The 17,890-nt window shown below is 41.1% G+C and carries 15 protein-coding genes and 1 pseudogene; 12 read left to right on the top strand and 4 right to left on the bottom strand.

Translation table 11 applies throughout. The features are described from left to right. Positions 1-34 precede the first annotated feature (34 nt). The 6 genes from DXB52_RS11160 (at position 35) to DXB52_RS11135 (ending at position 7,344) form a co-directional block, all read left to right on the top strand. Positions 35-568, top strand: coding sequence for a GNAT family N-acetyltransferase (locus tag DXB52_RS11160; RefSeq protein ID WP_181989198.1), 534 nt, complete (start codon positions 35-37; stop codon positions 566-568). Positions 569-856: 288 nt separating this feature from the next. Beyond that, positions 857-1,366, top strand: a complete 510-nt coding sequence (locus DXB52_RS11155; RefSeq protein WP_020436060.1) for an NUDIX hydrolase — start codon at positions 857-859, stop codon at positions 1,364-1,366. 21 nt (positions 1,367-1,387) lie between these two features. After that, on the top strand, positions 1,388-2,770 hold the full coding sequence (locus DXB52_RS11150) for an MATE family efflux transporter (RefSeq protein ID WP_118107345.1): 1,383 nt from the start codon (positions 1,388-1,390) through the stop codon (positions 2,768-2,770). Positions 2,771-2,940: 170 nt separating this feature from the next. Further along, complete coding sequence (gene feoB / locus DXB52_RS11145; RefSeq protein WP_118107343.1) at positions 2,941-5,280, top strand: ferrous iron transport protein B; 2,340 nt, start codon at positions 2,941-2,943, stop codon at positions 5,278-5,280. Between the two features lie 454 nt (positions 5,281-5,734). Beyond that, positions 5,735-6,316, top strand: coding sequence for a manganese efflux pump MntP (locus DXB52_RS11140; protein WP_118107341.1), 582 nt, complete (start codon positions 5,735-5,737; stop codon positions 6,314-6,316). 38 nt (positions 6,317-6,354) lie between these two features. Next, complete coding sequence (locus tag DXB52_RS11135; protein ID WP_117827170.1) at positions 6,355-7,344, top strand: calcium/sodium antiporter; 990 nt, start codon at positions 6,355-6,357, stop codon at positions 7,342-7,344. An 81-nt stretch (positions 7,345-7,425) separates the two neighbouring features. Here DXB52_RS11135 and fliB read toward each other — a convergent pair whose 3' ends face one another. From fliB to DXB52_RS11125, 3 genes and pseudogenes are all read right to left on the bottom strand, one after another. Continuing rightward, positions 7,426-8,424 carry a flagellin lysine-N-methylase gene (gene fliB, locus DXB52_RS11130; protein WP_472520109.1) on the bottom strand — a complete coding sequence of 333 codons (999 nt, stop codon included), beginning with the start codon at positions 8,422-8,424 and terminating at the stop codon, positions 7,426-7,428. A 5-nt stretch (positions 8,425-8,429) separates the two neighbouring features. Then, positions 8,430-8,648 (bottom strand): hypothetical protein, encoded by a 219-nt coding sequence (locus DXB52_RS17220; protein WP_472520108.1) that lies wholly within the window; start codon positions 8,646-8,648, stop codon positions 8,430-8,432. Beyond that, positions 8,626-10,004: pseudogene (locus tag DXB52_RS11125) on the bottom strand (citrate/2-methylcitrate synthase). Before DXB52_RS11125 ends, DXB52_RS17220 begins: the two are co-directional and overlap by 23 nt. A 429-nt stretch (positions 10,005-10,433) precedes the next feature. On the opposite strand from DXB52_RS11125, the gene DXB52_RS11120 reads away from it, so the two are divergent. After that, positions 10,434-11,474, top strand: coding sequence for a DUF5692 family protein (locus DXB52_RS11120; RefSeq protein ID WP_020436067.1), 1,041 nt, complete (start codon positions 10,434-10,436; stop codon positions 11,472-11,474). A 423-nt stretch (positions 11,475-11,897) separates the two neighbouring features. Here the strand turns inward: DXB52_RS11120 and DXB52_RS11115 are convergent, their stop codons facing one another. Continuing rightward, positions 11,898-12,608, bottom strand: coding sequence for a FadR/GntR family transcriptional regulator (locus DXB52_RS11115; RefSeq protein ID WP_118084915.1), 711 nt, complete (start codon positions 12,606-12,608; stop codon positions 11,898-11,900). Positions 12,609-12,838: 230 nt separating this feature from the next. Between DXB52_RS11115 and DXB52_RS11110 the strand changes: the two genes are divergently transcribed. The 5 genes from DXB52_RS11110 (at position 12,839) to DXB52_RS17210 (ending at position 17,591) form a co-directional block, all read left to right on the top strand. Continuing rightward, positions 12,839-13,852, top strand: coding sequence for a GTP-binding protein (locus DXB52_RS11110; RefSeq protein WP_117891135.1), 1,014 nt, complete (start codon positions 12,839-12,841; stop codon positions 13,850-13,852). Beyond that, complete coding sequence (locus DXB52_RS11105; RefSeq protein WP_118107339.1) at positions 13,845-14,816, top strand: DUF3878 family protein; 972 nt, start codon at positions 13,845-13,847, stop codon at positions 14,814-14,816. Before DXB52_RS11110 ends, DXB52_RS11105 begins: the two co-directional genes overlap by 8 nt. A 2-nt stretch (positions 14,817-14,818) precedes the next feature. Continuing rightward, the gene (locus DXB52_RS11100) at positions 14,819-15,868 is read left to right on the top strand and encodes a transglutaminase domain-containing protein (RefSeq protein ID WP_118107337.1); all 1,050 of its coding nucleotides are present in this window, start codon (positions 14,819-14,821) and stop codon (positions 15,866-15,868) included. A 185-nt stretch (positions 15,869-16,053) separates the two neighbouring features. Continuing rightward, positions 16,054-16,587 carry a hypothetical protein gene (locus DXB52_RS17215; RefSeq protein WP_472520107.1) on the top strand — a complete coding sequence of 178 codons (534 nt, stop codon included), beginning with the start codon at positions 16,054-16,056 and terminating at the stop codon, positions 16,585-16,587. An 8-nt stretch (positions 16,588-16,595) separates the two neighbouring features. Continuing rightward, positions 16,596-17,591 (top strand): asparagine synthetase B family protein, encoded by a 996-nt coding sequence (locus DXB52_RS17210; protein ID WP_472520106.1) that lies wholly within the window; start codon positions 16,596-16,598, stop codon positions 17,589-17,591. Positions 17,592-17,890: the final 299 nt, after the last annotated feature.

Here is a 17,890-nt window from a genome sequence, read left to right as displayed (position 1 = left end):
TATTACAAAAGTTGATGAAGAAGGAGATTAGAAAATGCAAGAACAGATGAAAGGGAACAGTAGGATTTTAGAAAGATTTGAATTTAGGGATATTAGACAGGAAGAGGCAGATCAGGCAGTCTTGATTGAGAAAATTTGTTTCCCGCCAAATGAAGCATGTTCTGAGAAACACATGAAGGAGCGAATCGGTGTGACTCCAGAATTGTTTTTAGTTGCGGTAGATAAAACAACTGGAAAGTTAGCGGGATTTTTGAATGGAATTGCAACGGACGAGGAAAAATTCCGAGATGAATTTTTTACAGATGCATCTTTGAATAATCCAAAAGGAAAGAAAGTTATGATCCTTGGCTTAGATGTATTACCGGAGTATCGAGGACAAGGTCTGGCACGAGAGATTGTAAGATGTTATCTGCAAAGAGAAGAAGAAAAGGGAAGAAAAGAAATTGTTCTTACCTGCCTGGATGAAAAAGTAGAGATGTATAAAAGATTTGGGTTTGTAGATCTGGGAATGTCAGATTCTGTCTGGGGTGGAGAAGAATGGCATGAAATGACATATTATCTGAGATAGAAGTAAATAACGAATGATAGTGAAAGCTGTAAAGTCTAATGGAAAATATTTGCCAAAGACTTTACAGCTTTTTTCTAAAAATGTATGATAAGAAAGGAAAATGGTAACTGTTCAGAGCCAAGCAAAATTTCAAAAGCAGATATGAAATGCTTGCATTTTTAAGGCTGTTTTTGAAATTTTATTTGGCGGATACGCCACACCGACGAAATGCGTAGCATTTTGGAGGTTGGCTCTGAACAGTTACGGAAAATGAAAAACATGAGATAGATAAGACGAGGAGAAAATATCATGGAATATTGGGATATTTATGATGCAGAGAAACGTCCGACCGGAAGAACAATGAAGCGAAATGACTGGTGCTTAAAGGATGGGGAATACCATCTGACAGTGCTTGGAGTTGTGGCAAGACCGGATGGAACATATCTGATCACGAAACGTGTAATGACAAAAGCGTGGGCACCGGGGTGGTGGGAAGTATCCGGCGGTGCAGCGCAGGCAGGAGAGTCTTCTGAGGAAGCGGTATGCCGTGAAGTGAGAGAAGAGACAGGATTAGATATTTCTAATGCAGAAGGCGGATATGTATTTACTTATAAGCGAGAAAATCCGGGCGAGGGTGATAATTATTTTGTTGATGTATATCGCTTTGTGCTTGATATTGATGAGAATGATCTGAAACTTCAGACAGAAGAAACAGATGGATATATGTTCGCAACTAAGGAGGAGATTGAAAACTTTGCCAAGGAGGGAATCTTCCTTCATTATGACAGCATTAAGAGAGTGTTTGAACAGTTACAATAATTTATAGAATGAGGAAAAGTTATGCATTCAGAAAAGAAGAAAAACAGATTTGAAATTGATATGTGCAATGGCTCGATCATGAATAAGCTGATTTCTTTTTCAATTCCGCTGATGATATCTGGAATTCTGCAGCTTGCATTTAACGCAGTGGATATTGTTGTGGTAGGAAGATTCAGTGGAAGTGAGTCACTGGCAGCAGTCGGATCAACCACAGCACTGATCAATGTATTTACGAACCTATTTATAGGAATATCTCTTGGAGCAAATGTGCTTGCAGCCAGGTTCTATGCGGCAGGGCGCGAGAAAGAGATGTCGGAGACGGTGCACACAGCGATTACATTTGCGATTATAAGCGGAGTTGTGATGGCATTAGTTGGATTGTTCTTTTCCAGAGGAGCACTTGAGTTGATGGGAACACCAGATAATGTGATCAATCTTTCGACACTATATATGAAGATCTATTTCCTGGGAATGCCGTTTTTTATGTTATATAATTACGGAGCGGCAATCTTAAGAGCGGTTGGAGATACGAAACGACCACTTTTGTTTTTGATCGTAGCAGGTGTGATTAACGCATGTTTAAATCTTTTACTTGTAATTGCTTTTCATTTAGGAGTAGCGGGCGTTGCAATTGCAACGGTAACAGCACAGTTTGTATCGTGTGTATTGGTATTGCGTTGCCTGTATAAATCAGACAGCAGTTATCAGCTTCGCTTCTCGAAGCTAATGATAAAAAAAGTATATTTAGGACAGATCTTTCAGGTTGGAATTCCGGCAGGAATTCAGAGTACTGTGATCAATTTTTCAAATGTACTTCTGCAGTCATCGGTCAATTCTTTCGGATCCGTGGCGATGGCAGGATATACGGCAGCGAATAACATTTTTGGATTTTTATATGCATCGATCAATGCAGTGACACAGGCATGTATGAGTTTTACAAGCCAGAATTACGGAGTCGGAAAATGGAAACGAATGGACAGAGTCTTAGTTGACTGCCTGATTCTTTCCACAACGATTGCATTAATTCTTGGTGGAGGTGCGTATCTCTTTGGACCGGAGCTTTTGAAGATTTATACTGATGATCCTCAGGTTATCAGCTGTGGTATGGAGATTCTTCTATATACAACAGTTACTTATTTTTTGTGCGGATGGATGGATCTGTTCCCGGGATCTCTTCGTGGAATGGGAAAATCAATTGTGCCGATGATACTTTCCGTAATCGGAACAGTCGGAACGAGAATCGTCTGGATCTTTGGAATATTTCCAAGATTCAGATCATTGAAGATTTTGTTCATTTCCTATCCTGCATCCTGGATCATTACGATCATCCTGCAAGTGATTTGCTTTATTTTTGTTAGAAGAATCGTCTATGCACCGTTGAAAAAACGAGAGGCCATGATATAGTAAAAAAGAAATGCTTTATTTCCCAAAATACAAGAGGGAAGAAAGCATTTCTTTTTTATGTGCGTATTTTGTAAATGATAATTATTGACAAATTCAATATCCTGGAATAAGCTAGTTTTGTAAAACTAATTGATAAAAAATCGCAATAAACTAAAGAGGATGATAAAAAAATGACATTAAAAGAATTAGCGATTGGAAAGAGTGCTGTAATTCGAACGGTTGGAGCTTCCGGTGCGTTACGACAGCATTTTTTGGATATGGGTATGATTCCGGGTGCGGAAGTTACGGTAGTGAAGTTCGCGCCGATGGGAGACCCGATGGAATTGCAGGTGCATGGATATGAGCTGACGCTTCGTCTTGCAGAGGCAGAACAGATTGAAGTTGAGGAAATTAGCGAGAGAACAAACAGCCATTCCCGTGGAGAACGTTTGAAACCAGTAGATCACCCGGGATTTGGAGAAGAAGGAAAGTATCATTCCGAAGAAGATGCGAATCCATTACCGGAGGGAACAGTGCTTACTTATGCCCTGGTAGGAAATCAGAACTGCGGAAAGACAACGCTGTTTAATCAGCTCACAGGAGCAAATCAGCATGTTGGAAACTTCCCGGGAGTAACAGTAGACCGTAAGGATGGAACGATCAAAGGTTATCCGAATACGAATGTGACAGACCTTCCGGGAATATATTCAATGTCTCCATACAGCAGTGAGGAGATTGTTTCAAGAAATTTTGTGCTGGATGAACATCCGAAAGCAATTATCAACATTGTGGATGCAACGAATATTGAGCGAAATCTTTACCTGACAATGCAGTTGCTTGAGATGGATATTCCAATGGTTGTTGCGCTGAATATGATGGATGAGGTGATTGGAAATCATGGCTCTATCGATGTGAATACAATGGAGGCACTGCTTGGAGTTCCGGTTATTCCGATTTCAGCGGCGAAGAATGAAGGTGTGGACGAAGTAATACGTCATGCACTTCATGTGGCGAAATACCAGGAACGTCCGCTGCGTCAGGATTTCTGTGATAAAAGTGATCATGACGGTGCGGTTCACAGATGTATTCATGCGGTGATCCATCTGATTGAAGATCATGCGGAGGAAGCGAAGATTCCGGTGCGTTTTGCTGCGACGAAGGCAATCGAGGGCGATCCGCTGATTTTGGAGCAGTTAAAGCTTGATCAGAATGAGTTGGATATGCTGGAACATATCGTGCAGCAGATGGAGACAGAACGAGAAGTTGACAGAAGTGCGGCAATCGCAGATATGCGTTTTGACTTTATTGAACGTCTCTGTGAGCAGACGGTTGTGAAACCGAAAGAGAGTAAAGAGCGTGTCAGAAGTGAGAAGATAGACAAAATCTTGACAGGAAAATATACAGCGATCCCATGTTTTATCGGAATCATGGTGCTTGTATTTTATCTGACATTTAATGTAATCGGTGCATTTCTGCAAGGAATTCTGGAAATGGGAATTGATCAGTTGTCAAGAATGGCTGAGGCAGGACTGATTGCACTCAATGTAAATGATGCGATTCGAAGTCTTGTGATCGACGGAATCTTTACAGGAGTAGGAAGCGTGCTTAGTTTTCTTCCGATTATCGTTACTTTGTTCTTCTTCCTCTCTATGATGGAAGATAGCGGTTATATTGCACGTGTTGCATTTGTGATGGATAAACTGCTTCGTAAGATTGGTCTTTCCGGTCGAAGCATTGTGCCGATGTTGATTGGATTCGGATGTACGGTTCCGGCAGTTATGGCAACAAGAACATTGACCAGTGAAAGAGACCGTAAGATGACGATCCTTCTGACACCGTTCATGAGCTGTACTGCGAAACTTCCGATTTATGCATTCTTTGTAAGTACATTTTTCCCGGGTAACGGTGGACTGATTATGTCAGGTCTGTACGTGCTTGGAATTGTAGTTGGAATTTTAATCGCATTCTTTTATCGAGGAACGTTGTTTAAAGGAGAACCGGTACCATTTGTTATGGAACTTCCGAATTATCGTCTTCCGGGGGCGAAGAATGTGGCACAGCTCCTTTGGGAGAAGGCGAAAGACTTCTTGCAGAAAGCATTTACCGTCATTCTTATGGCAACGATCGTCGTATGGTTCTTGCAGAGTTTCGACTTGCATCTGAACCTTGTGGAGGATTCAGCAGATAGTATTCTTGCCATGATTGCAGGTGCACTTGTTCCAATCCTTCGTCCGCTTGGACTGGGAGACTGGAGAATCTGTACAGCACTGATCAGTGGATTTATGGCGAAAGAAAGTGTAGTATCAACACTTGAGGTATTGTTTGGTGGAGGAATTGCTTCTGTACTGACTCCTCTGTCAGCCGGTGTCCTGCTTGTATTCAGTCTGCTCTACACACCATGTGTTGCAGCAGTTGCATCCGTAAAGCGCGAGCTTGGTGCAAAATGGGCTGTCGGAATGGTGTTCTGGCAGTGCTTGATCGCATGGATCGTTGCGATCATCACAAGAGGAATCGGAATGTTGCTTTTCTAATGGGGAAAGCTGTTACTGTGAACAGTAACACAGTAACGAAATGTCTTGGAATAAATGATAAAATTTATTGACAAAACAGAATTCATTCGTTATAGTAAAAAACGATGTATCAATAAGGTGGTTGTTCATGAGACGAACCGAGCCGAAAGATGAATTGAATATATTCCGTGAGGGAGTAGTTCGCATGAAAATGTGATTTGTCAACATACCGGTGAGAATGAGTTTTAAAAGATCACCTGGCAAATCTTAAAGAATGAGACTCATGTATGTTTTAAATAAGAGGATAAGCTTGTTATATCAAGTAGCGGTTCTTTTATCATAGAACATACGTGAGTCTCTTTGTTTTTATATATTTAGGAAAGTTCTTTCCTAATATATAAAAACGCTCCGCTAGGGATGCGCACTGCAATTGTAGCGGAACAGATACAGAAGAAAAAAGAAAAGAGGAAAAATCATGGTACTATTTATTGAGTTACTTCTGATGGGAGTCGGGCTTGCGATGGATGCATTCGCAGTGTCCGTCTGTAAGGGCCTTGGAATGAAGAAGCTGAATAAAAAACAGGCGGTGGTGATCGGATTGTATTTTGGAGGGTTTCAGGCATTAATGCCGCTTGTGGGGTGGATTCTTGGAATTCAGTTCCAAAAGTATATTACAAGTATTGATCACTGGATCGCATTTATTCTGCTTGGCTTTATCGGTGGGAAAATGATTCTGGAGGCAGTAAAAGAATGGAACGAAGAAGATATTGTTGAAGTAAAAGATCAGCCGTTGGATCATAGAAATATGTTTGTACTTGCCGTTGCGACGAGTATCGATGCGCTGGCAGTTGGGATTACATTTGCATTTTTGGACACACCGATTCTTGAGGCAATTACGATCATCGGAATTACGACAATGATTATTTCTATTGCTGGTGTAGTGATTGGAAATTATTTCGGTGGGAAATATAAACATAAGGCAGAACTGATTGGTGGAATCATCCTGGTGCTTTTAGGGATAAGAATATTGATTCAGCATCTGTCTGGATTAGCATAAAATTGATCAGATATGACATAAAAGAAAGGAAATAAAAGATGAGTGATTTGTTTCAAAGTGTGCCATTTGCAGTGGTACTTTTAATTATTGGATTTGTGTTTCTTGTAAAAGGTGCAGATGCATTTGTTGAGGGGTGTAGCAGTATCGCAAGACGGTATCATGTTCCGTCACTGATCATCGGAATGACGATTGTGGCGATGGGGACGAGCCTTCCGGAGACTGCGGTCAGTGTGACGGCAGCAGTTACGGGAAACAATGCACTTGCAGTCAGTAATGCGGTAGGATCTAATATTTTCAATCTCATGGTTGTAGTCGGAGCCTGTACGCTTTTTACTTCCGTGGCAGTTCAGATTAATACGTTAAAGATTGATTTCCCAATCTCTATTCTGTGTGCGATATTGCTTCTGATTCTTGGTGCAGCCGGGATGTCACTGGGACATATAGATGGAGTTGTATTTATTATCTTATTCCTGTCGTTTATCCTCTACATGATCCGCTCAGCACAGGCATCTCGTGAGAAAAATGTGGAGCCTGGAGTGGAAGAGGAAGAGTATCTTCTGGAAGCAGAGGAGATTCAGGAAATGTCTATGGGAAAGAGTGTGATTTACATTATTCTCGGTGCAGTAGCGATTGCGGTCGGAAGTGATTGGGTAGTAGACGGTGCCTGTACAGTTGCGGCGGCAATTGGAATCAGTCAGACTCTGATCGGTCTTACTGTAGTTGCATTTGGAACAAGCCTTCCGGAGCTGGTTACATCGATTGTAGCAGCAAGAAAAGGCGAGGTGGATATGGCACTTGGAAATGTGATCGGTTCCAATATCTTTAATATTCTCATGGTGCTTGGTATCGCGGCAGCAATTTCACCGGTTGCATTTTTGACAGAAAATATCATTGATATTGCAGTGCTGATCGTGTTCAGTGTTCTCGGATGGATCATGGCGTGGACGAAAAAGGAACTTAATAGAAAAGAAGGTATTATCATGTTGCTCCTTTATGCAGTGTATGTTGTGTACATTTGTATGAGATAGTCGGAAATATTTTCAAAACAAAAAGACGGATGATGTAAAAGACAAGAAAGCCTTGCCTTGCTACACCATCCGTTTTCTATTTTATTTTCCGATGATTAATGCAAAATAGCCCCAGTCCCAGAGGAGTGATTCAAAACTATTTTCCAGATATTCATAAATATCAGCTGTTTCATATCCAGTCATTCGAGTGATGATCACGAGATATTGTCTTAAAGTTTCATAAGAAATCTTGGACAAATTTGTATCTGCGCCGTCCAGTAACCATCTTAAGAAAATGCTGTGGCGGAACGCTGCGTATTCAAGAGCAATCCACTGCATCTGCACAAGTACATTTTCAAGATCACTGTCAGGAAGCAGAAGATCGGAGAAAATCTCGTTGCGCAGGAAATTGCGAAGCAGTGGTTCGTAAGGGCTCAAGTATTGTGTGAATTGTTCCCATTGTTCCAGTAAAGTGGATTCGTAAGCTTTAGTATCATCAGGATTTCCAGTACTGTCCGAAAGGGCTTCCGATATTTCTTCCGCCAAAGCAAGAATTGGATTCAGCGTATCCTGATAGAGTCCTTCTTTTTGATAGTTCACGGAAAGATCTTGTAACAGTTCGTTACATTCGTTGATCAGATCCAGAGGTGGAAGTTCAACCTCTGCAATTGCATTTCCAAGCTCTTTTACTGTGCTGTCAGAAAAATAATCTTCCAACAGTTCTTTTGTCAGCGGCTGATGCTGGTATAATTCCTGAAGAATATAGAAGCTTTCCAAAAGTTCCTCTTCAATTGTTCTGGAAGAATCATCTAAAAGAATGAGTAGTTTTTCACGCAAGAGGAAAAGGACAGAAGTATCTGTATCGCCAGTATCGGACAAAGTGTCTGATACATTTGGGAAATGCAGAGACTTCTGTTTGTTCCACAGGTCAATTACTGCAGGGCAGCAAGGCATCAGCATCTTCTCAGTATGTGTCGGAAATCGATGCTCCTCTCGTGGAAATGTAGTGCATGTTTCTGATAGGACTTTGTCGCCGTAAGCAACAACAAGGCGGCAGAGCTTCTCAGAGTTAAGGAATGGACAGCGATGATCACTGTCCAAGCCTATCACACGCTGTCCATCTTTTTAATCGTATAAGCGCTTAAATTTTTCTTTTGTTCAGGTACGGTTTCCGGAGCCTGGAGTTTCTTCCATTTACGGTTCGTATCTGCATCGACGCCAATCTTCCATTCCTGGCAGCAGGTGATCGGACAGCGGTCGGCGATGCAGGTGAACTTAGAATAATAATCGGGTATTAAATAATTAATTTCTGTCATCACGGTCATGGAATTCTGTATGCTGCCCAACATATTTGTATGCCGGACGGATGATCTTACCGGCATTTAACAGTTCTTCCAGACGATGTGCACTCCATCCTGTGATACGTGCAATCGCGAAGATCGGCGTGAAAAGCTCTTCCGGAATATTCAGCATTGTATAAACAAATCCGCTGTAGAAGTCAACATTTGCACAAACCGGTTTCAGCATCTTTCTGTGTGTCATGATCTCTTCTCCGGCGATTCGTTCTACACGGTCATAAAGAGCAAATTCTTCATCAAGACCCTTTTCGGAAGCAAGCTTTTGCGCATAACTCTTCAGGATTTTTTCTCTTGGATCGGAAATCGTATAGACGGCATGTCCCATTCCATAGATCAGTCCGGTCTTATCAAAGGCTTTTTTATCAAGGATCAGGCGGAGATACTCACGAATCTCATCTTCGTTAGTCCAGTCTTTGACAGACTTCTTAATATTATCGAACATCCCCTGTGCTTTCAAGTTCGCACCACCATGGCGTGGTCCTTTTAGAGAACCGATGGAAGCAGCGATTGCAGAATAAGTATCTGTTCCTGAAGAAGTAACAACGTGAGTAGTGAAAGTAGAGTTGTTACCACCACCATGCTCTGCATGAAGAATCAGTGCAACATCAAGTACTTTAGCCTCGAGTTCTGTATATTGTCCGTCTGGACGAAGCATATACAGAATATTCTCTGCAAGAGAACGGCCTTTCTCTGGATTACGGATCAGAAGAGTCTCATCTTTACGGAAATGTCTGTATGCATGATAAGAATATACTGCGATCAGAGGAGCTTTGCAATCAGTTCAAGAGACTGGCGCAGTGCATTCTCTACGGAAATGTCTTCCGGGTTCTCATCATATGTATATAAAGTAAGAACACAGCGCTGAAGTGAGTTCATGATGTTAGGGCTTGAGGCTTTCATGACAACGTCACGAACAAAACGTCCGGTTAAATCTTCAAGTTCAAATAAAACGTTCAGGAAATGTTCCAGTTCATCTTCTTTTGGAAGACGTCCAAAGAGTAGAAGGAAAGTTGTCTCCTCAAATCCAAATCGTTTGCCCTGTAAACCGTTTACAAGATCTTTTACGTTGATTCCCTGATAGTAAAGTCCACCTTCGGCAGGAATCTTACGTCCATTTATAACATCGAAACCACAGACATCGGATACTTCAGTCAGTCCGGTAAGAACTCCTCGTCCAGTCGAATCACGAAGTCCGCGCTTTACATCATATTCTTCATAAAGATTCGGGTCGATGCGGTGTCCTTTCAAAAGAGTTTTCTCTAAATAGTCCATTTCACTGCGCAGATCGTCAGTGTTTGCAATTAATATATCATTTGAATTCATAGTTTTCGTCCTCACAATACATATACGTTTTCTAGTGTCTTGATAATGCATGTTAATGTAATTATAAACAGTTGAGATAGAATTTGCAAGAAATATATATGTATTCTTGCAAAAACATGAAAAAAATCAAGAAAAGTACGCATAAAACAGAATAAAATGAATATTGAATTGTTAGATAACTCAAAAATAAGAATGCTTAAATGAATTTTCTGAATCGTCAGAAAGAAAATGATGTGGCTGTAGTCATACCAGATGCCAAAGTGCAAATCTATTGTAAAAATACAAAAATATGGAGAGATATTTTATTATAAAGTGCTGAAAAATAGGAGAAACAGGTGCATTTATTGACGCATAATAATAAGAAGAGTATAATGTTAAAAAGATAACAATAGGTTGGTATAACCAATTAAAAGAAGGAGGGGGATAATTATGTTATTCCAAATTTATGGCGATGGTGCCGGCTGGCAGCTGTTAGGGTGGGTACTGGTGTTTGCCGGACTTGTTCTTGCAAATGAATTCGCAAGACGTACAAAAATCGGTGGACTAATCTGTTTTGGAGCTATTCCGGCTATACTTACAGTGTATTTCATCGCAATCTATATCTGTGCAGCAAATGGTGCAGAATGGGCACTGAATAACGATACTTATGTACATATGACAAGCTGGTTCCATTATGCAAAATTGTATGCTGCAACAGCAGGGTGTATTGGTTTTATGATGCTGAAATACAAATGGGGAATTGGTAAGACAGAATGGTTCAAAGTATTCCCGTTTGCAATCGTTGCAATCAATATTCTGATTGCAGTAGTAAGTGATTTTGAATCAGGTATCCGTGGATTCATGGCAATGAAAGAATTCGGTGACCGCTGGTGGCTGTCTTCAGAAAATGTATGGCTCTACGGAGGATGGTGGAACTGGGTGAACGGAATTGCCGGAATCCTGAATATCTTCTGTATGACAGGATGGTGGGGAATCTACACATCCAAGAAACATGATGATATGCTTTGGCCGGATATGACATGGTGCTTCATTATTGCATATGATCTGTGGAATTTTGAGTACACATACAATAACCTGACAACACATGCATTCTACTGTGGTGTTGCATTACTTCTTGCTCCGACATTTGCAAATATGTTCTGGAACAAGGGTGGCTGGATCCAGAACCGCGCGAATACACTGGCACTGTGGTGTATGTTTGCTCAGGTATTCCCATTATTCCAGGATGCAAGCCGTTTCTCAGTAATTCCGGCTCTGTATTCTGACGGATTCATGGATGCAGCAGTAAGACCGACAAGTGCTAATCCAACCATGCAGGGTGTGATCGCGGTAATTGCACTTGCAGCGAATGTGATCTGTCTGGCTGCAATTATTAAGAGAGCAAAACAGCAGAAGAAGAATCCTTATAAGAATGAGATCTTTACAGATCAGAAGGATTATAAGGAAGCAATGGCGAGAGCTGAAGTTTAAATTTGTATTTGTCTGTCTGATTCTCCATATTGAAGCAAAGGATTTGGTGGTGAATAAGGCCGCAAGAATGATGCTATATTGCATCGGACACCGGCCCGCTCTACCTCATCCCCTTGAAAGTATGTAACGTAAGAGCCAGAACAGTTACCGTGAGTGGTGCCTGTCTGGCTCTTACTAACATACTGAACAAGGTGTATTCGGAACGCTCCTGCCTTACATGTGTCCTCAACAATATAGCACCATCCTTGCTTCGTTATTCCAAACAGATTTGTTTGCTCAACGGGACGAATCTGAAAGACTTCATACAAGTTTTGATTTGATGCACGTAAACGAGAAGATAGACTCAGGTTCAGTCCACATCACGCCCTCATCCAACAAAAGTTTTTGCTTCATTACTCAGAATTCAAACGTCTAAATACAAATTTACAATTCATAGTATATCTGATGTTCTCCGTTGATGCAGTCCTGCATGGAGGTTCGGATCCAGGTGACGGCGCCTTGGGTGTCTCGGTCGCGGATATAGGTCCAGGTCTTATAATTGCTTCGATATAATTCTTCTATCCCATAGAGTTCACAATAACGTTCCCACATATTAAAAATCGGTGCTCGGAAAGACTGGAAAATAAGTGGAATCAATGTATTTCCGGAAATCAGGGCAAACTCGTGTTGGAATTCGTAAGCAGCTTCAATGGCAGTGGTGACATCCTGTGCATCACGGATCTGATTAACGAATTCGAGGAGGCGCTGGATGTTTTTGTCGCTGATCGTGTCGATGGCGAGCTGTGCAGCAAGTGTATCAAGCGCAATGCGGACTTCGAAGATGGAACGAATCTCCTGATCACGCATGCGTCCGCCGTTGTAATTCATGATCGCGATCAATGTATCCAAAGTTCCTTTTCTTCGGAAATCTGCTACATAAGTTCCACTGCGGGGTTTTACGGTAAGAAATCCTTTCTTTTCCAGCTCACTGATCCCGCTGTTGACAACCGCACGGCTGACCTGCATCATTTCAGCAAGCTGGCGTTCCGGTGGAAGTTTCTCTCCGACCTGTAGCTTGCCGGAAAGAATCAGATGTTCTAATTGTTCAATAAACAGATCCCTCAGGGAAGGGGAACTGATCTTCTGAAATTCCATAATAAATTCTCCGTTTCGTAAGCGTTATCTTCAAAAAGTGTGTTTTGATGAGATGAAAATGTTGAAAATCTCATGAAAATTAACCTTCGTTGTTGATAAGTTTATTATAGGAAAAACAGGCTGTGGATTCAACAGTAAATGTACCGTAAGGAATTCTTGAAATACAAGAAGATTGTGGTATTATAGTTAGAGTAAATTGTGCGAGTATATCAGATATGAGAGGAACAATCATGGTAAAGATAGATTTGATTACAGGTTTTCTGGGAGCGGGAAAGACAACATTTATAAAAGAGTATGCATCTTACCTGCTTCGTCAGGGTCTGAATATTGGAATTCTGGAAAATGATTTCGGTGCGGTGAATGTGGATATGATGCTTCTTCAGGAGCTGCAGGGAGAGAAATGTGAACTGGAAATGATTTCCGGAGGGTGTGATAAAGAGACACACCGCAGACGATTCAAGACAAAGCTGATCTCTATGGCAATGTGTGGATATGACAGAGTAATCGTGGAGCCGTCGGGAATCTATGACGTGGATGAATTTTTTGATGGATTAAGAGAAGAACCTCTGGATCGGTGGTACGAAATCGGAAGTGTGATCACAATCGTAGATGCGGGACTGGAAGAAAATCTGTCAGATCAGGCGGAATATTTGCTGGGATCTGAGGCGGCGGATGCGGGTGTGATCGTGCTGAGCAGGCTGGATAAGGACAATGCTTGTGAAGAACAGGAAAACAGAATTATTTCACATGTCAATCGTTCTCTTGAACGCATTGGATGTACCAGAAGAATTGAAAAAGAAGTGATCGCAAAAGACTGGGATATGCTGACAGAGGAAGATTTTGCACAGATTCAGAACAGCAGCTATCAGATTGAGTCGTTTCGCAGACCGGAAGGTACAGAAAAGGATGGATTCCAGACCTTATATTTTATGAATCTGAATCGGACAGAAGAAGAACTGGTTCCGGCTGTGAAAAAGCTGTTTGGTAAACGTGGATGCACAGATGATTCTGAAAAAGAAAACAATAAAAATCTTAATGATATCGGAAGAGTGTTCCGTGTAAAAGGATTTATGAAGAATCAATCCGGTGACTGGATGGAGCTGAATGCGACAACACAGAAGATGACAGTTAATCCAATCAAAGAAGGACAGGAGATTCTGATCGTGATCGGTGAGGATTTGAAAGAAGACAAGGTTCGTGAGTGCTTGGAAGATGAATGCACTGAGGGAGCGGAAAATGAGTGAAATTCAATTGCCGGAAGCATTTCAGAAACTAGGAGAAGTGCTGGAACAGGGACAGTTCGAACTGCTTTTTACAGAAGAAAAACTGCGGCTGGTTTATTTGATGAACGATGCGGTAGAGAGCTTTCTTGTCTTTGAAAATGCAAGGATGACAGGGCAATATAGAGAGGATTATGAAGGTGAACTAGAAGCGGAGTTAAGTGTAACAGAAGAACCGGAGGAGTCCTATGTCCTTGTAGTTCATCAGGGTGAGACTGTGGTTACGATTTTTTTTGAGGATTTAAGTGAAGAAGTACACTTATATGACTATGGAGAAATCGGACATTTCTGGGTGAAAGGTGCGGAATATCTGCGTCAGATAGAATATAAGATTGCAATCGTACGGGATAAACTGGATTATCTGGGAGCAAAATACTGTAATCAGACGGAGCGGAAACTAGCTGTACTGGCAGACTTTCCGCCGCTGAATTATTGCTGTTATCCGGCAGTTTCAGAGCAATATGTAGTTCCAAGGGGAAATCCGTGGGTACCGTCAGCAGAAGCACATCAAGTGATGCAGGAGCTTGCGGCAACAGTAGAAGATAAAAAGTTACTGAGATGTCTAAAGTTTTATCAGAAACATCCATGGAAGCGGAGTGCAAAAAAGATTGCCGGGATGCTGCAGGAAAAGCGTCATGCAGAAGTCACAGATCTTTTGATGGAAGAACTGAAGATGGCAGCAGCAAATTACCCGAGAAGAAAATTCACAGATGAGGAAGAAAATCAGAATCGTAAGACTGAGAAGAGAGCATCAGAGCGGAAACGAGAGTTAGAAGAACAGGGATTTCGGATAAATATATTTCGTGAGGAACCATTTATTGCATCAAGAGATTCACTCCAATACAAAATCAGTCTGATGATCTGGGAAAAGAAAGGAAAAAAACGAAAAGTTCAGATAGAAGAATTTTCTGCTGACCGGAGAGGATAAGTATGGAACCATTTTATTATAGTAAGATGAATAAGATGCAGCAGGCGGCGTATCATGCAATCTGTCAGGGCATCTTGCAGATGGAGAAGGAGATTCAGGTACCGCGTATGAGCGGAGAAGAACTGTATAATGTATTCTTCCAGATGCGCCTGGATCATCCGGAGATTTTCTGGGCAACGGGATTTAAGTATCGTTATTATCAGGAATCGCCGAACATTCAGTTTCTACCGGAATATTTGTTTGACCGGGCGAAGGTGAAAGAACATCAGAAGGCAATGAAATCCAGAGTAGAGAAACTTGCACGACTGGCGCAGAAATTATCAGAATCAGAGAAAGAAAAATACATTCATGATTTCATTTGCGAAAATGTAAAATATGATAAATTGAAGAAACCTTATTCTCATGAGATCATCGGTCCGTTGGGACAGGGTGTCGGAGTCTGTGAAGGAATTGCAAAAGCGGTAAAAGTGCTGTGTGACGAGCTTGGAGTCTGGTGTATGATCGCTATTTGCGGAAATAATCCGGATAAGGGAATCAAATACCGTCATACATGGAATATCGTGCGAATTAATGGGAAATATTATCATTTAGATGCGACATTTGATAATACACTTACAAGAAACTGTACGATCGGAGAAGAAATCCGTTATGATTATTTCAACCTGGAAGATAAATCAATTTTCCGGGATCATGAGCCTTTGATCGCTCCGGCTATGAAGTGTATGGACGGAGATCATTTCTATTATAAAGAAAAGAAACTGTCTTTTACAAAACCGGAAGAAGTTTACAAAAGAGCACTTCAGATGGCAAAGAAGGGAAGAATTCTGACTTTTCATTGGCGTGGAGGTTATCTGACAAAAACAGTTCTGGAAGAATTACTTGATCTGATTGAAAAAGCAGGTGCAGAGAAAGGAAAAAAACCAAGAATCAGTCTCAACTGGCCACAGGCAGTAATTCGTTTTGGTTATGTTGATGCAGATATAGCAGGAAGTGGCGTAGCAGAAGAAGTGAAAATAGAAGAAGCGAATGAAGGTGAGATGCATTCAGACTAAAATACATATCTTATACATGTTTCAGACTGTGATTGGCATCAGAGTGATAGTTGAGAATTTACAAGAAAAAGTCAGTGTGATAGAATAGGATTGAACCGTGAAAGTTGTTGATATCTGTAGGATATAAGCGGGAGAAGAAACAACTTTCAAAAACCAAAGATGGTGACAAAAGAGAGGTTAAACAGATGATAATTGTAAAAACATACAGAGGACATATTCGTAACTGGGAAGAGCTTTGTGAGAGACTTGGAATTGATCTTACACTTTCCAGAGAAGAAAGAGAACATGAGATTTTGATCAAGGCATATCAGACATGGGGATGCGAGATGGCAGATCATATGCACGGAATGTTTGCATTTGCCTTATGGGATGAGGAAGAGCAGAAGCTTTTCTGTCTGAGAGATCAGTTTGGAACAAAACCATTCTATTACTATGAGACAGAAGACGGAGAGCTTCTTTATGGAACGATGATCCGTGATATTATCGATCGGCCGGGATTTAAGAAAGAACTGAATGAAGAGATGCTTCAGTTGTATTTAAGTCTGACCTATGTTGCCGGAGAGAATACATTTTTCCGTGGACTGAAAAAGCTGTTGCCGGGACGCTATCTGATCTGGCAGGATGGAAAGCTTGAGATTCACAGATACTGGAAACCGGAATTTCATCCGGATGAAGCAAGACCCTGGAAGACTGGGCAGATGAGATTCATAACACTCTGAAAGAAATCATGCCAGAGGTAAAGACCGCGGATGAAAAAGTAGAATCATTCCTGTCTGGTGGAGTTGATTCTTCCTATGTGCTTGCAATGTCTGACGCAGAGCAGGCGGATTCCTGTGGTTATGAAGAGGAAAGATTTGATGAATCTGTACTTGCAGAGAAGACAGCACAGCTTCTTGGAAGAACATTCTCCAGAAGTATCATTACACCGGAGCAGTTCTTTGATATTGTACCTTATGTTATGTACAATATGGAGCAACCACTTGGAGATGCATCTGCGATTGTATTTACACTTGGATGTAATGCGACAGCAGAACATACGAAGATCTGTTATTCCGGAGAGGGTTCTGACGAATTCTTTGGTGGTTATAACATGTATAGAAATGCCGAACGTTATGGCGAGAATCTGAAGAATTTTTATGTTGGAAATACCAATATAATGAAAGAAGACGAGAAGCAGAAGATTCTTAAGAAATACGATCCGGACGTACTGCCAATTGAACTTGCACGAGGAATCTACGAGGAGACAGAAGGTCTTGATCCGTTGACAAAGATGTCTGATGTAGATATTCAGATCTGGCTGGAAGGTGATATTTACCTGAATGTTGATAAGATGAGTACAGCAGCCGGACTTGAGATCCGTATGCCATTGACAGATAGAAGAATTTTTGATATCGCATCTCGTATGCCATCTCGCTTTAAAGTAAATGAAGAGCAGAATAAGGTGGCATTCCGTACAGCAGCTGCGAAGGTACTTCCGGAAGAAATTGCATTCCGTAAGAAGTTAGGATTCATTGTACCAATCCGTATCTGGATGGCTGATGAGAGATACAATCAGGACGTTCAGCGCCTCTTCCACAGTGATATTGCAGAAAAATTCTTTGATGTAGATGCAATCAATGCGATTTTTGATGAGTATGTTGGAGGAAATTCTGATAACTGGAGAAAAGTATGGACAATCTATACGTTCCTTGTATGGTATGAAGAGTACTTTGTGAAGAGATAATAAAAAGACTATGTATTAAGAATTTAAACATTTTTAAGTGATGGGGTGGAAGCATAAAAAGCTTTGCCCCTTTTTGTTATCCCATTTGATTATCCGGGATATCCACGAAAAAGAGACAAAAGAAAATCCACCGTATGCACCTACGCTATACAGTGGATCTTCACTTAATTATTCCATCCATTGGAATATTCCTCCTTATTTACTTGATATCTATCTGAAACTATTATCTCAAATAGTGATTTTATATTTTATTTCATTTAATTATCCCATTGGAATATCCTTCTTTCGATTCTTCTTTT

The sequence above is a fragment of the Ruminococcus sp. OM04-4AA genome (assembly GCF_003462585.1).
GTDB classification, from domain to species: Bacteria; Bacillota; Clostridia; order Lachnospirales; family Lachnospiraceae; genus Mediterraneibacter; species Mediterraneibacter faecis.
This window is presented reverse-complemented; position numbering and strand designations above follow the sequence as displayed.